This window comes from Dyella solisilvae, from assembly GCF_003351225.1.
Classification (GTDB): Bacteria; Pseudomonadota; Gammaproteobacteria; order Xanthomonadales; family Rhodanobacteraceae; genus Dyella; species Dyella solisilvae.
The window spans coordinates 64,403-77,171 of sequence record NZ_QQSY01000008.1; the positions used below are offsets into that span (position 1 = coordinate 64,403).

11 protein-coding genes are annotated in these 12,769 nt (G+C 67.0%); 6 read left to right on the top strand and 5 right to left on the bottom strand.

All coding sequences use genetic code 11. The features are described 5' to 3' along the window. Positions 1–37: 37 nt before the first annotated feature. Positions 38–631: a malonic semialdehyde reductase gene (locus tag DVT68_RS19105; protein WP_114826808.1), complete on the bottom strand. Its 594-nt coding sequence runs from the start codon at positions 629–631 to the stop codon at positions 38–40. 135 nt (positions 632–766) lie between these two features. Between DVT68_RS19105 and DVT68_RS19110 the strand changes: the two genes are divergently transcribed. Beyond that, positions 767–1,732, top strand: a complete 966-nt coding sequence (locus tag DVT68_RS19110; RefSeq protein WP_114826809.1) for a mitochondrial fission ELM1 family protein — start codon at positions 767–769, stop codon at positions 1,730–1,732. 171 nt (positions 1,733–1,903) lie between these two features. Here DVT68_RS19110 and glnE read toward each other — a convergent pair whose 3' ends face one another. Then, positions 1,904–4,756 (bottom strand): bifunctional [glutamate--ammonia ligase]-adenylyl-L-tyrosine phosphorylase/[glutamate--ammonia-ligase] adenylyltransferase, encoded by a 2,853-nt coding sequence (gene glnE / locus DVT68_RS19115; protein WP_114826810.1) that lies wholly within the window; start codon positions 4,754–4,756, stop codon positions 1,904–1,906. Between the two features lie 184 nt (positions 4,757–4,940). On the opposite strand from glnE, the gene DVT68_RS19120 reads away from it, so the two are divergent. From DVT68_RS19120 to DVT68_RS19130, 3 genes are all read left to right on the top strand, one after another. After that, positions 4,941–6,833 carry an LTA synthase family protein gene (locus DVT68_RS19120; RefSeq protein WP_114826811.1) on the top strand — a complete coding sequence of 631 codons (1,893 nt, stop codon included), beginning with the start codon at positions 4,941–4,943 and terminating at the stop codon, positions 6,831–6,833. Positions 6,834–7,062: 229 nt separating this feature from the next. Beyond that, on the top strand, positions 7,063–7,398 hold the full coding sequence (locus tag DVT68_RS19125; RefSeq protein WP_114826812.1) for an acid-shock protein: 336 nt from the start codon (positions 7,063–7,065) through the stop codon (positions 7,396–7,398). 211 nt (positions 7,399–7,609) lie between these two features. Beyond that, on the top strand, positions 7,610–8,656 hold the full coding sequence (locus DVT68_RS19130; RefSeq protein WP_233523566.1) for a sensor domain-containing diguanylate cyclase: 1,047 nt from the start codon (positions 7,610–7,612) through the stop codon (positions 8,654–8,656). Between the two features lie 38 nt (positions 8,657–8,694). On the opposite strand, the gene DVT68_RS19135 is transcribed toward DVT68_RS19130, so the two are convergent. The 3 genes from DVT68_RS19135 to groES form a co-directional block, all read right to left on the bottom strand. Beyond that, complete coding sequence (locus DVT68_RS19135) at positions 8,695–9,306, bottom strand: histidine phosphatase family protein (RefSeq protein ID WP_114826814.1); 612 nt, start codon at positions 9,304–9,306, stop codon at positions 8,695–8,697. Between the two features lie 228 nt (positions 9,307–9,534). After that, positions 9,535–11,178, bottom strand: a complete 1,644-nt coding sequence (gene groL, locus DVT68_RS19140) for a chaperonin GroEL (protein WP_114826815.1) — start codon at positions 11,176–11,178, stop codon at positions 9,535–9,537. 50 nt (positions 11,179–11,228) lie between these two features. Beyond that, positions 11,229–11,522 carry a co-chaperone GroES gene (gene groES / locus DVT68_RS19145; protein ID WP_019464457.1) on the bottom strand — a complete coding sequence of 98 codons (294 nt, stop codon included), beginning with the start codon at positions 11,520–11,522 and terminating at the stop codon, positions 11,229–11,231. A 271-nt stretch (positions 11,523–11,793) separates the two neighbouring features. Between groES and DVT68_RS19150 the strand changes: the two genes are divergently transcribed. Further along, positions 11,794–12,450 carry a class II aldolase/adducin family protein gene (locus DVT68_RS19150; RefSeq protein ID WP_114826816.1) on the top strand — a complete coding sequence of 219 codons (657 nt, stop codon included), beginning with the start codon at positions 11,794–11,796 and terminating at the stop codon, positions 12,448–12,450. Then, the gene (cutA, locus tag DVT68_RS19155) at positions 12,443–12,760 is read left to right on the top strand and encodes a divalent-cation tolerance protein CutA (protein ID WP_114826817.1); all 318 of its coding nucleotides are present in this window, start codon (positions 12,443–12,445) and stop codon (positions 12,758–12,760) included. Before DVT68_RS19150 ends, cutA begins: the two co-directional genes overlap by 8 nt. Positions 12,761–12,769 lie beyond the last annotated feature (9 nt).

Consider the following 12,769-nt stretch of genomic DNA (forward strand, 5'->3'; position numbering starts at 1 on the left):
TTGGGGACGGCATGAAACGTGGGCGTGTGCCGGGCGATCAGGCGATCCGGCACGCCTCGTCGAACGCAAGGCGCGGGCTGCGCGGGAACAGGTCACGGCTGGCGTCGCCATAACCGATGTTGACCAGGAAATTGGACTTGACCGTGGAGCCGGCGAAGAACGTCGCGTCCACGCCGGCATTGTCGAAGCCGGACATCGGGCCGCAATCCAGCCCCAGCGCGCGGGCGGCCATGATCACGTAGGCGCCCTGCAAGGTGCCGTTGCGGAACGCGGTGGTGTCGATCAGCGGCTGGTTGCCAACGAACCAGCTACGCGCGTCGGCATGCGGGAACAGCTGCGGCAGCTTTTCGTAGAAGGCGTAGTCGGTGGCCACGATGGCGGTGACCGGGGCGGCCAGGGTCTTGGCGCGGTTGCCCTCCGACAGGAACGGGGCGAGCTTGTCCTTCGCTTCCTTGGACTTCACGAACACCAGGCGCGTCGGCGAGGAATTGGCGCTGGTCGGGCCGAACTTGGCCAGTTCGTAGAGCTGGTGCAACTGGGCGTCGCTCACTTCCTTGGGCAGCCACGCGTTGAATGTGCGCGCGGTGCGGAACAACTGGTCGAGGGCGGCCTCGGAAAGCAACTCGCTCATGGGTATCCTTTGATCATGGCGCGCCCACTTCGGCGCAACGAGCGCCCAGTTTAAGCGCGCTCGCGGGCAAACTGGACCCGGGCGAATGAAACGAACTGTGCAGTCTGGAGAAACAATGCCCCCGGTGACGGCTTCATGACGAAGTCCGCAGGCGACTGCTGGGTAATCACCGACGCCGCTGCGGGCAACCAACGCCAGGCCCTTGCCCTGGCCGAGATGCTGGAGCTGCCGGTGCGCCACCTGCAGCTGGAGCCTCGCGCGCCATGGTCATGGCTGTCGCCACGGCTGGCCGCCGGAGCCCGCCTCGCGCTCACCGAGACGCAGCGTCGGCAATTCGCATCGCCCTGGCCCACCGTCGCCATCGGCTGTGGCCGACAGGCAGCGATGTATACGCGACTGTTGCGGCGTCTCAGCGAGGGTCGCTGCTACACGGTGCAGATTCTCGACCCACGCATCGACCCGGCGCATTGGGATCTGGTGATCGCCCCGCGCCACGACCATCTGGTTGGTCCCAATGTGGTGCAGACGCTGGGCTCGCTCAATCCGGTGGACGATCGCTGGTTGCAGGACGGGCGCGACGCCGATCCCGGCCTCGCCAGGCTGCCGGGTCCGCGCGTAGGCGTGCTTCTGGGTGGACCACGCCGCGGCGTGCAGTTCGACGAGGACTACATCGCGCACCTGGCCGACCGATTGCTGGCGCGTCAGCAATCCGAAGGAGGCAGCCTGCTCGCGCTCGCATCGCGCCGCACGCCGCGGCCGTTGCTGGAACGCCTGCGCGAACGACTCGCCGGCGCGCCCGGGCTGGTGTGGGGCAGCCAGGACGACGGCGGCAACCCGTATCCGAGCGTGCTGGGCTGGGCTGATCGACTGGTGGTTACGCCGGACTCGGTCAACATGTTGTCCGAAGCCTGCGCGGTGGGTTGTCCGGTGCATACCCTGGTGCTGGGCACGCTGCCCGAGAAACTGGCGCGCTTTCATCAGGCGTTGCTCGAGGCGGGACGGCTGCATGACATCGAGGATGTGGTGACGACGCCGACCGAGCCGCTGCGCGAGACGGCGGCTATTGCGGCGATGTTGCGTGAGCGGCTGGTGGCTCGATAGCGCGAGACTGACACCTCGCGATACCGTCATTCCGGCGAAAGCCGGAATCCAGCGTCTTTGGGTGTGTACGGTTCAGCGAAGAGCAAAGGCACTGGATTCCGGCTTTCGCCGGAATGACGGAGAGGGGACACCGCGACTGAGGGGGCGAACGACGCCGCTTTAAGCTTCATGTCAGAACGTGAACCCTAATTCCGCCGTCACCGTCTGCACATTGGCGCTCAACCGTTCGAGCTCGTCGTCACGTGGCGCAATGCGCGAGCGCAAATCCAGCGTGCAAGCCAGCGCGCGGTGCAGCAGCTCGGCATGGGCCTCGGCGAATATTCCCGCCTGCCGCCCATCGAGCAGTCCAGCATTGCGGCACGCTTCGATCAGTCCGGCGTTGGCGGTGATGGCGAGCAGCGCCGGATGCGCGGCGGCATGGGCCAGCACCAGGCCCTGCAACGCGAACTCGATGTCGAGCAGGCCGCCCAGGCCCTGCTTGAGGTCGAACAGGTTGGCGTCGGAGCGGTCGCGCTCGGCACGCCAGCGCTGGCGCATGTTGCTCACCTCCAGCAACACCGCGGCGCGGTCGCGCGGCACGGCCAGCACCTCACGCCGCACCTGGGAGAGTTGCTCGTGCAATGCCGCATCACCTGCGATCGGCCGCGCGCGCAACAGGGCCTGGTGTTCCCAGGTCCAGGCGCGACTCTTCTGATAGGCGTTGAACGATTCCAGGCTGCTGACCAGCAGGCCCTTAGATCCGTCGGGACGCAGGCGCGTGTCCACCTCGTAGAGGCGACCGGCGCGCGTGAGCACGGTGAGCCAGTTCATCACGCGCTGCACCAAGCGCTGGTACCAGCGCGTGCCTTCGAGCGAGCGCGCGCCGTCGCTCATGGCGTGCGCATGGATACCGTCGTAGACGAACACCAGGTCCAGATCGGAGGCGAAGCCCAGCTCTTCGCCGCCAAGGCTGCCATAGCCGAGCACGGCGAAGCCGCTGCCCTGCCCCGGAAGGCGCCCGTGCTGGGCCATCAGGTCGCGATCGGCGAGCGCGGTCACCGCCAGCACGATGGATTCGGCCAGCACCGCGAGTCGACGCGCGGTGGCGACCGCATCGGCGCGGCCGTCGCTGAAGGCCAGGCCCAGACGGAACGCGACGCTCGCCTTGAATTCGTTGAGGCGTTCGAGTTCGGCCTCGGGCTCGCGCTCGTCCAGCGTGGCCAGCACGCGGGTGATCTCGGCGCTGATGTCGGCGCGCTTGAGCGGCAGCTGGTCAATGCGTGGATCGAGCACGTCGTCCAGCAACAGCGGCTGCGCGATCACGCGCTCAGCCAGGAACGCGCTCTCCGCGAACAGCCGCGCCAGGCGCAGGCGCGCGGCGGGCTGCTCTTCCAGCAGCGCCAGATACGACGAACGCCTCGCCACCGATTGCACCAGTCGACACAGGCGCAGCAGGCACGGGACCGGCGCCGCGCTGTTGCGCGCCACCGCCAGCAACTGTGGCATCAGCCGGTCGAGCTGCTCTCGCGTGCGTTGTGGCATCGCGCGCACGGCGCCGGCTTGCGCCAGTTTTTGCAGTGCATCGGCCACTTCCGCGCCCGGCGTGAAGCCCGACGACTCCATCACGCCGGCATCCAGCGACTCGTGGCAAGCCTGTTGCCACAGCGCGACATCGGCCACCGGCGCGCTCGCCGTGCGGCCACCGCGCGGCATCAGCACCTCGGCAAACTCCTCGCTGACATGGGCGCGGTGACGCCCTAGCTCCTCTGACAACGCTTCCCACGATTCATGGCCGAGCCCCAGCGCGATGCGCTCACGGCTCAGCGGATCCTCCGGAATGTCGTGGGTCTGCGCATCGCGCAGCATCTGCACGCGGTTCTCGACCCGGCGCAGGAACACATAGGCTTCGCGCAGCGCGCGACCGCGGGCAGCACTGATATGACCGCGCGCCTCGCAGGCGGTCAACGCCGGCAACAGGCCGCGCACGCGCAGGCTCGGCTCACGGCCACCACGGATCAGCTGCATCAGCTGCACCACGAACTCGACTTCGCGAATGCCACCCGGGCCGAGCTTGAGGTTGTCGGCAAGGTCCTTGCGCGCCACTTCAGCGTCGATCAGGGACTTCATCTCGCGCAATCCCGCAAACGCGGTGTAGTCCAGATATTTGCGGTAGATGAACGGCCGCAGCAGCTCCTGTAGCTCCTTGCCGGCATTGCGGTCGCCAGCGACAGGGCGCGCCTTGATCCACGCGTAGCGCTCCCAGTCGCGACCTTCGCTCTGGTAGTACTGCTCCATCGCCGAAAACGGCAGCGCCAGCCGACCGGCGTTGCCAAACGGGCGCAGGCGCAAGTCGACGCGTGCGCAGATACCGTCGACCGTGGGCTCGTTGAGCAGGCGCACCAGCTGTCGCGCGAGGCGGACGAAGTACTCGCTGTTGTCGAGCGAACGGGCGCCATCACTCTGCCCGCTATGCGGATAGGCCAGCACCAGGTCGATGTCGGAGGAAAAATTCAGTTCGCTGCCGCCGAGCTTGCCGAAACCGATCACCACCATGCGCTGCAGCGCGCCTTCATGGCTGCGACTCTGGCCGTAGCGCGCGGCGAGCGCCTGCTCGGACCAACCCAGCGCCGCCGCCAGCAGCACCTCGTACAGCACGCTGGTGGCCGATAGCGTCTCCGGCAGTTCATCCAGTCCGTTGACGTCACGGAACACCAGCCGCAGCGCCTCTGCATGGCGGAAGCGGCGAAGTTCGGCCAGGCAAACCGTTTCGTCGGCGGACAGCCTCAGGCCTTCGGCGCGCACGCTGGCGTCGCTGCCCGAACGCAGCCGCTCCAGGCCCTGCGGCGCCAGCAGTTGCGGCTGGCGGAACCAGGTATCGAAGGCGAAGTCGCTGGCCAGCAGGGTGCGCCGGATGCGCTCGGCGACGCCGGCATCGTCGTGCAGTGGCACACCCACGGAACGGCAGCGGGCGGAGAGTTCGCTGTAGCGGTCGTCGATCAGCGCGCGCAGCGCCGGGGATTCCGCAGGCCTTTGGATGACAGTCATCGGCTGATTGTGCCGCACTGCAGCGAAGCTTGCCGAGCACGTGGCGCCTGAACGCCCCTCGGCGCCCGCCGCACGGTTTGCGGACACCCGTGGACACGAGTCCTGCGCTCAACGATTGGTTCAGATCCGGACCATTACAGTCCCGTGTCCGAGCCATGACAGCCATACGCAGGATGCCGTGTCCATGTCAGCGACTCCGCCCGCGCCGCGTGCGCGCTCCATCGTCTTTCGCCTCGGGCTTGGCGCCTTGCTGGCCGCCGTGTTCGTGCTGGCCACCGGACTGATCGACGGCGGCATCGGCGTGAGTCCGGCGCAGGCGTTCAGCCAGCCGTCCTTCCTGCTCGCCAATGCACTGCCCGGCCTGCTGCTGGCCGCGTCGCTGCTTGTGATCAGCCGCCGGCTGCTGCTTTCCTTCAGCCTGGCCTTTTTGCTGCAGGCGCTGGTGTATGCGGTCAATGCACTGAAGGTGCGCAACCTCAGCACGCCGTTGATGCCTGCCGACTTCCGCATGCTCGGCCAGCTGCGGCGCGGCGGCCTGAAGTTGCTGGGCAGCTACCTGCCGGCCAGTCCCTGGCCCTACGTGGCATTGCTGATGGCGCTCGCCGTATTGGTCATCGCCTGGCGCCGGGAGCGGCCGCTGTTCGCACGCCGCACGCAAGGGCGGCGACTGGCGTCCGGCGTGGCGTTGCTGGCGTTGCTGGGCACCTTGCTGGCCGGCATGCCCGGGTGGTCGAGGATCTACGGCGGCCACCGCCTGTGGCTGGAGCCGTGGTCGGCCACGGCCACCGCCGAGCACTCCGGCCTGGTCAGCTCGCTGCTGATGTTCCACCTGCACCAGGGCCAGGCCCGCAGGAAGCCGGATGCGGCGGCGGCGCAGCAATGGATCGGAGGCGCGGTTCCGGCGCTGCGCGAGCGCATGCACGGCACGGTCGCCGGCGCTGCGGCGCCGGACATCGTGGTGGTGCAGAGCGAGTCGTTTTTCGACCCGTCGATCATGCGCGGCTACGAGCACGTCGATCTCGCGCCCAACCTGCATCGGCTCGCCGCCCAGGGCGAGAGCGGGCCGCTGCACGTGCCCACCTACGGCGGTGGCACCATCCGCACCGAGTTCGAAGTGCTCACCGGCCTGTCGCTGCGCTACTTCGACGACCTGCAGTTCCCGTACCTGCAGATGAACCACAAGGTCGTGCCCAGCCTGGTGCGCGCGCTGCGCGCCCGAGGCTACGAGACCATCGCGCTGCACGGCAACGACCCCGGCTTCTGGAACCGCACCACCGCGTTCCGCGCGCTTGGCTTCGATCGCTTCGTGTCGCGCGCCTCTTTCCCGGTCGACGCCGCCATGGACGGCCAGTACATGGCCGACCGCGCCATGACCGACGAGATCCTGGCACAGCTGAAGGACGCCGGTCCGCCGCAATTCCTGTTCGCCATCAGCATCGAGGCGCACGGCCCCTATGACGTGCCGCCCGCCGACCTGGCCGCACGCGACGCCATCGCCGTGCCCGACGGCGTCTCCGGCCACAACCGCGTGGAGCTGCAGAACTACCTCTACCACATGCAACGCGCCGACCAGGAACTGGGCCGGCTCGCCGCACTGCTTGCCCGGCGCGAGCGCCCCACCCTGCTGCTGTTCTATGGCGATCATCTCCCGGCGCTCACCGATACTTACCGCGTGACCGGCTTCGTCGACGGCAAGGACATGCTCAGCCAGGCGGGCGCCTGGCTGCTGGTCGATCCGCGCCGCCCGCCATCCTCCGGGCGCGAAGCACTCGCCTCCTGGATGCTTCCCGGCCGCCTGCTGGAGCAGGCCGGCATCCGCGACGATGCCTACTTCGCGCTTACCCAGGTCATGGCTCCGCAGCTGGCTGCGCTCACGCGCGCGCCCGGCGCGCCGGCGGAACCCGAGGACGCCGCCGGCCAGTCGGCTGACGAGGACATGGCCAACGTCGCGCTGCTGCGCATGAAGGGCAAACTCGATCCGCTGCTGCCCAAGGCGGACACGCAGACTGCGGAAGTCGCGCCTTCCGACGACTTCGTTGACGCGAGGCTTGCGGAGCCGGTCGGCGCCAGCCAGTAGCGCTTCCATATGGACGTCCAAACGGATCGAGGCTGGCTGCCGTTTTCCGCGGAATGCAAGCGGTGCAGTGGACGTTTTCGCGCGACCGAAAGGCATGGATTCAGCGATCTGTCTGGCCGCTAAAGGGAGCCGGTTTCGTTCAGCTTCGGTAGAGCAGCGCAGGCCTAGCTTCAATCCCAGCCGCGAAGCAAAGCCTCCGCGGCAACCACACACTGGAGGTTTACCTCGTATGCGTAAGACCATGCTTGCCGCTCTGATCGTCACCGCCGCCTCGGTCCTGACCGCTCCCGCGTTCGCCCAGACCACCGCTCCCGCGGCCAAGGCCGAGGTCAGCGCGAGCGCCGCTCCGGCAGCGCAGGACACTGCAAGCAAGACGGTCGACAAGACCGTGAGCACCACCGAGAAGGCTGCGGGCAAGACCGCCGCCAGCACCGAGAAGACCGCTGACAAGGCCGCCAGCAGCACGGAACATGCCGCACACAAGGCGACCAAGCACACCACGCACAAGGCCAAGACCGGCGTCGACACCAAGGCCGAGGCAGGCACGCAGCCCAGCGGTCAGTAAACCTCATCGATCCTTCGATCGAACGGCCCCGGGAGGCAACTCCCGGGGCTTTTTCATGCCTGCCCGAAAATCGCTTCCGCCTGTCGGCAAGATGGTAACTGCCGGCGCCCACCCGGCCGCGTTGCATGCCCCCGCGTCCATGGATTAAATGACCACCAGACGCCCGCTCCCACGGGCCTTCCGTACGATGCCATTGCCGCTGGATGCCCTCGTGATCACGCTGACGCCGCCCCCAAGCCCGACCCGTTCCGACTTCGTCGGCCTGCTCGCCGAATCGGTCACCCGTGCGCGTTCGCTGGAAGAACTGGTGCGTCCGTTGCTGGAACTGCTGCAGGCGGCGACCGGGCTGGAATCGACTTACCTGACCACGATCGACATGGATGCGGGCGTGCAGCACATCCTGTTTGCGCGCAATACGCGCCAACTGCAGATTCCCGAAGGACTGGCGGTACCGTGGGAAGGCACGCTGTGCAAGCGTGCACTCGAGGAAGGCCGCCCCTACACGGACGATGTCGCCCAGTGCTGGGCCGATTCTGCGCCCGCGCGCGCCCTCGGCATCGCCACCTACGCCAGCACGCCGGTACGCATGGACGATGGCTCGCTGTACGGCACGCTGTGCGCCGCCAGTGACGAGCGCAAGCCGCTGGCCGACGGCGCCGAGCAGGTGCTGCACATGTTTTCGCGGCTGATTGGCCAGCAGATCGAGCGCGAACGGCTGGTGCAGGAGCTGCAGCACGCCAACGACACCCTCGCGGTGAGCGCACTCACCGACGCCACGACCCAGCTGCCGAATCGCCGCGCGCTGATGGAAGAGCTGGGCCGGCGGCTCGCCGCCATGGCCCACGGCGACCACGCACTCATGGTGGCGTTCGTCGATCTCGACCGCTTCAAGGCCATCAACGACGAGTACGGCCATGACGCCGGCGATCGCTTCCTCACCGCCATCGGTGGACGGCTCCAATCTGCGTTGCGCAGCGGCGATTTCGTGGCGCGCCTGGGAGGCGACGAGTTCGTGGTGCTGTCCAGCCCGACGCGCACCGAGGCCACCCATACCGCCAGCATCCTGCACCAACGTCTGCTGGCCGCCACCACCGGCCGTTTCCACCTGGACGGACCGACCATCGAGTACGCCGGCCCCAGCATCGGCGTGATCATTGCCGCCAGCGACGCGAGCGACGCGGAAGCGCTGCTCGCCCAGGCCGACGCGGCGATGTATGCGACCAAGCGGGAACGGCGCGGTTCAGACCTGCGCCGCTGAGCGCCAGCGATCGGCCGAGGAAACGCCGGCAGTTTTGCTCAGGCGCTCGCCAGATGCCCGGTGCTGTTGACGCCCTGCATGGTGAATCCGTCCTCGACATGCACGACGCTCACCCCACAAGGCGACGGCTGGAACAGCCAATAGCTGGACAGCGGCAGCCCTGCGACATGGCACAGCAGCACACGGATCACGCTGTCGTGCGTGACCACCGCGACTGTCTGCTGGGGATGTGACTCGAGAATGGTCGCGAGCGCATCGGTAGTCCGCGCAGCCACCTCCTGGATCGACTCGCCACCGGGAATTCGGAATCGATGCGGCGCAACCTTCCAAAGCCGCGCCTCACGCGGCCAACGCTGCTCGACATCGGCCACGTGCATGCCTCCCCAGCCGCCGTAATCGATATCGATGAGGCCGGCATGCGGGTTGGCTTCCAGCCGGAACGGCGCGCCCAGCGTGTTGGCCGTTCGCACGCAACGTGACAAGGGGCTGCAGAAAATCTTGTCGAGCGACCAATGTTGGCGAACGAAGTCGCGCGTCAGATCCGCCTGGCGCAAGCCCTTCTCGGTCAGGGCAAGGTCCTGCCTGCCGCGAAAGGTCGGGGGATTGATACCCGTGACTTCGCCGTGGCGTATCAGCAGCAAGGTCGTCATGGGCGCCTCTCGTTGGGGATCGGAAATCAGCGGGCTGGAAGCGTACTCGCCATGCCCCTGCTCGCGCCGTGAATGGCGCGGTGGCTAAGGCCTTGCGGGGCGCATGGAATGAACACGCGTGCGAACCGCTCTGCAACCGCAGGCGACGGCGACCTTGGTCAGCGCCAAAAAAGAAAACCCCGCGCGAGGCGGGGTTTTCTCATGTTGCGATGCCTGGAGGGCGTGGACTTAGAAGTCCATGCCACCCATGCCGCCCATGCCGCCCGGCGCACCGTGCGAATGGCCTTCTTCCTTCTTCGGCACTTCGGTCACGGCCGCTTCGGTCGTGATGATCGAGCCGGCCACCGAGGCGGCGAACTGCAGTGCCGAACGGGTCACCTTGGTCGGGTCCAGGATGCCGAAGGCAATCATGTCGCCGAACTCGCCGGTGGCAGCGTTGTAGCCGAAGTTGCCGTTGCCTTCCTTCACCTTGTTGAGGATCACGGACGGCTCGTCACCGGCGTTGGCGACGATGGCGCGCAGCGGGGCTTCCAGGGCGCGACGGGTGATGGCGATGCCCAGGTCCTGGTCAGCGTTCTGGCCCTTCAGGCCGTCGATGGCCTTGAGCGAACGGATCAGGGCGACGCCGCCGCCCGGGACCACGCCTTCTTCAACGGCCGCACGGGTCGCGTGCAGGGCGTCTTCGACGCGGGCCTTCTTTTCCTTCATCTCGACTTCGGTGGCGGCGCCGACCTTGATGACGGCCACGCCGCCAGCCAGCTTGGCCACGCGCTCCTGCAGCTTCTCGCGGTCGTAGTCGGAGGAGGTCTCCTCGATCTGCGCCTTGATCTGCTTGATGCGCGACTGGATGCGCTCGGCTTCGCCGGCGCCGTCGATGATGGTGGTGTTTTCCTTGGTGATCACCACGCGCTTGGCGCGGCCCAGATCGTTGATCGTGGCCTTCTCAAGCTGCAGACCCACTTCCTCGGAGACAACCTGGCCATTGGTGAGGATGGCGATGTCTTCCAGGATGGCCTTGCGGCGGTCGCCGAAGCCCGGAGCCTTCACCGCGGCGACCTTGACGATGCCGCGGATGGTGTTGACCACGAGGGTGGCCAGCGCTTCGCCTTCCACTTCCTCGGCGACGATCAGCAGCGGCTTGCCGGCCTTGGCGACGGCCTCGAGCACCGGCAGCAGTTCGCGGACGTTCGACACCTTCTTGTCGTGGATGAGGATGAACGGGTCGTCCAGTTCAACCTGCTGCGACTGCTGGTTGTTGATGAAGTACGGCGACAGGTAGCCGCGGTCGAACTGCATGCCCTCGACGACGTCGAGTTCGTTGTCCAGGCCCGAGCCTTCCTCGACGGTGATCACGCCTTCCTTGCCGACCTTCTTCATCGCGGTGGCGATGATGTCGCCGATGGCGGCGTCGGAGTTGGCGGAGATGGTGCCGACCTGGGCGATCGCCTTGTCGTCGGCGGTCGGGTTGGAGAGCTTCTTCAGCTCGGCCACGGCGGCGGACACGGCCTGGTCGATGCCGCGCTTGAGGTCCATCGGGTTCATGCCGGCAGCGACGGCCTTGAGGCCTTCCTGGATGAACGCCTGGGCCAGCACGGTGGCGGTGGTGGTGCCGTCACCGGCGACGTCGGAGGTCTTGGAAGCGGCTTCCTTGACGATCTGCGCGCCGATGTTCTCGTACTTGTCGGCCAGCTCGATTTCCTTGGCCACGGACACGCCGTCCTTGGTCACGGTCGGGGCGCCGAAGCTCTTTTCGATGACGACGTTGCGGCCCTTCGGACCGAGGGTGACCTTCACGGCGTTGGCCAGGGTGTTCACACCCTTGAGCATGCGGGCGCGAACGTCTTCGCTGAAGCGGACTTCTTTAGCAGCCATGTTCTATTCCTTCAAATGCGTGTGTATGGGAAGAGGGGCGGGAGAGGCGCTTAGCCTTCGATCACCGCGACGATGTCGTCTTCCTTGAGGAAGACCAGCTCTTCGCCGTCGATCTTGATTTCCTGGCCGGCGTACTTGCCGAACAGCACGGTGTCGCCTTCCTTGACCGACATCGGGCGGACCTTGCCGTCTTCCAGGATGCGGCCGGTGCCGGCAGCGATGACCTTGCCGCGGGTCGGCTTTTCGGTGGCGCTGTCGGGGATGACGATGCCGCCAGCGGAGACGCGCTCTTCTTCGAGACGCTTGACGATGACGCGATCGTGCAGCGGACGCAGTTTGCTCATGGATGGGCTCCAGCTTGGTTGGATGGGTGAATCAAAAATGGGACCCCGGAGCGACGCCCTTGCTGGCGCGTTGTTAGCACTCCCGGTAGGTGAGTGCCAATTCTAACGACGCAAAGCCCCCCTGCAAGAGGGCCACTCCGTTGGCTGACTATTCCAATGGGGGAGCCCCCACGGGCTTTCAAGAGCGGAATTTCGCCGAACGCCGGCCTATCGACAGGGCCGGAGGCACGGGTAACCATGCCTCCAGGCCGAATCTGTGGACCCAGGACCCGTGAACGACCAACACACCTTGCGCGAGGAAATCGTCGCCCAGGCCCGGCGGCTGACCATCACCGGCCTCAGCCAGGGCACCTCGGGCAACCTAAGTGCCCGCCACGCCGACGGTTTTCTGATCACCCCGAGCGGCATGCCGTACGAGGCGCTGACCCCGGCCGACATCGTGCAGGTGGACCTGCTGGGTCGCTATGCCCACCGCCTGCGCCCTTCCAGCGAATGGCGCTTCCACCGCGACATTTATGCCGCCCGCCCGGACGCGGCTGCGGTGGTCCACGCCCACCCGCCCTATGCGACGGCGCTGGCCATGTGCCGCCGGTCCATTCCCGCGGCGCACTACATGATTGCGGTGGGTGGCGGCGACTCGATCCGCTGCGCCGACTACCACACCTATGGCACCCAGGAGCTGTCGGACGCGGTGCTGCAGGCCCTGGACGGGCGCCTGGCCTGCCTGATGGCCAACCACGGCATGCTGGCCGTCGGCAACAGCCTCGCCCAGGCAATGTGGCGGGCGGTGGAGGTGGAGACGCTTGCCCGCCAGTACGCGCTGGCGCTGCAAATCGGCACGCCGGCGCTGCTGACTGACGGTGAAGTCACGCAGGTGCTGCAAAAATTCGCCACGTACGGACTGATGTCGCCCAAGCCCGATGCCTGATCCCGTTCTTATCTGCTATTGCACCTGCCCCGACGCCGCCAGCGCCAAGGCCCTGGCCGAGGCCCTGGTGGGCGAGGACCTGGCCGCCTGCGTCAACCGCTTGCCCGGTGTGCAGTCCACCTATCGATGGAAGGGCGAGGTGGTCACCGACGGCGAGGAGCTGCTGATGATCAAGACCACCGCGGCGCGCTTCGCCGTGCTGAAGGAACGTGTGCTGGCGCTGCATCCCTATGAATTGCCCGAGTTGATCGCCGTGCCGGTGGCTCAGGGGCTCGAGGCCTATCTCGACTGGGTGCGAAACCCGGATTGAGCCCCCTTT

Bases quoted from the DNA above. Each gene is read 5' to 3' on its own strand.
- DVT68_RS19110 (WP_114826809.1), top strand. From the start codon at position 767: ATGACGAAGTCCGCAGGCGACTGCTGGGTAATCACCGACGCCGCTGCG.
- groL (WP_114826815.1), bottom strand. From the start codon at position 11,178: ATGGCTGCTAAAGAAGTCCGCTTCAGCGAAGACGTTCGCGCCCGCATG.
- DVT68_RS19135 (WP_114826814.1), bottom strand. From the start codon at position 9,306: ATGACGACCTTGCTGCTGATACGCCACGGCGAAGTCACGGGTATCAAT.
- cutA (WP_114826817.1), top strand. From the start codon at position 12,443: ATGCCTGATCCCGTTCTTATCTGCTATTGCACCTGCCCCGACGCCGCC.
- groES (WP_019464457.1), bottom strand. From the start codon at position 11,522: ATGAGCAAACTGCGTCCGCTGCACGATCGCGTCATCGTCAAGCGTCTC.
- DVT68_RS19105 (WP_114826808.1), bottom strand. From the start codon at position 631: ATGAGCGAGTTGCTTTCCGAGGCCGCCCTCGACCAGTTGTTCCGCACC.
- DVT68_RS19125 (WP_114826812.1), top strand. From the start codon at position 7,063: ATGCGTAAGACCATGCTTGCCGCTCTGATCGTCACCGCCGCCTCGGTC.
- glnE (WP_114826810.1), bottom strand. From the start codon at position 4,756: ATGACTGTCATCCAAAGGCCTGCGGAATCCCCGGCGCTGCGCGCGCTG.
- DVT68_RS19120 (WP_114826811.1), top strand. From the start codon at position 4,941: ATGTCAGCGACTCCGCCCGCGCCGCGTGCGCGCTCCATCGTCTTTCGC.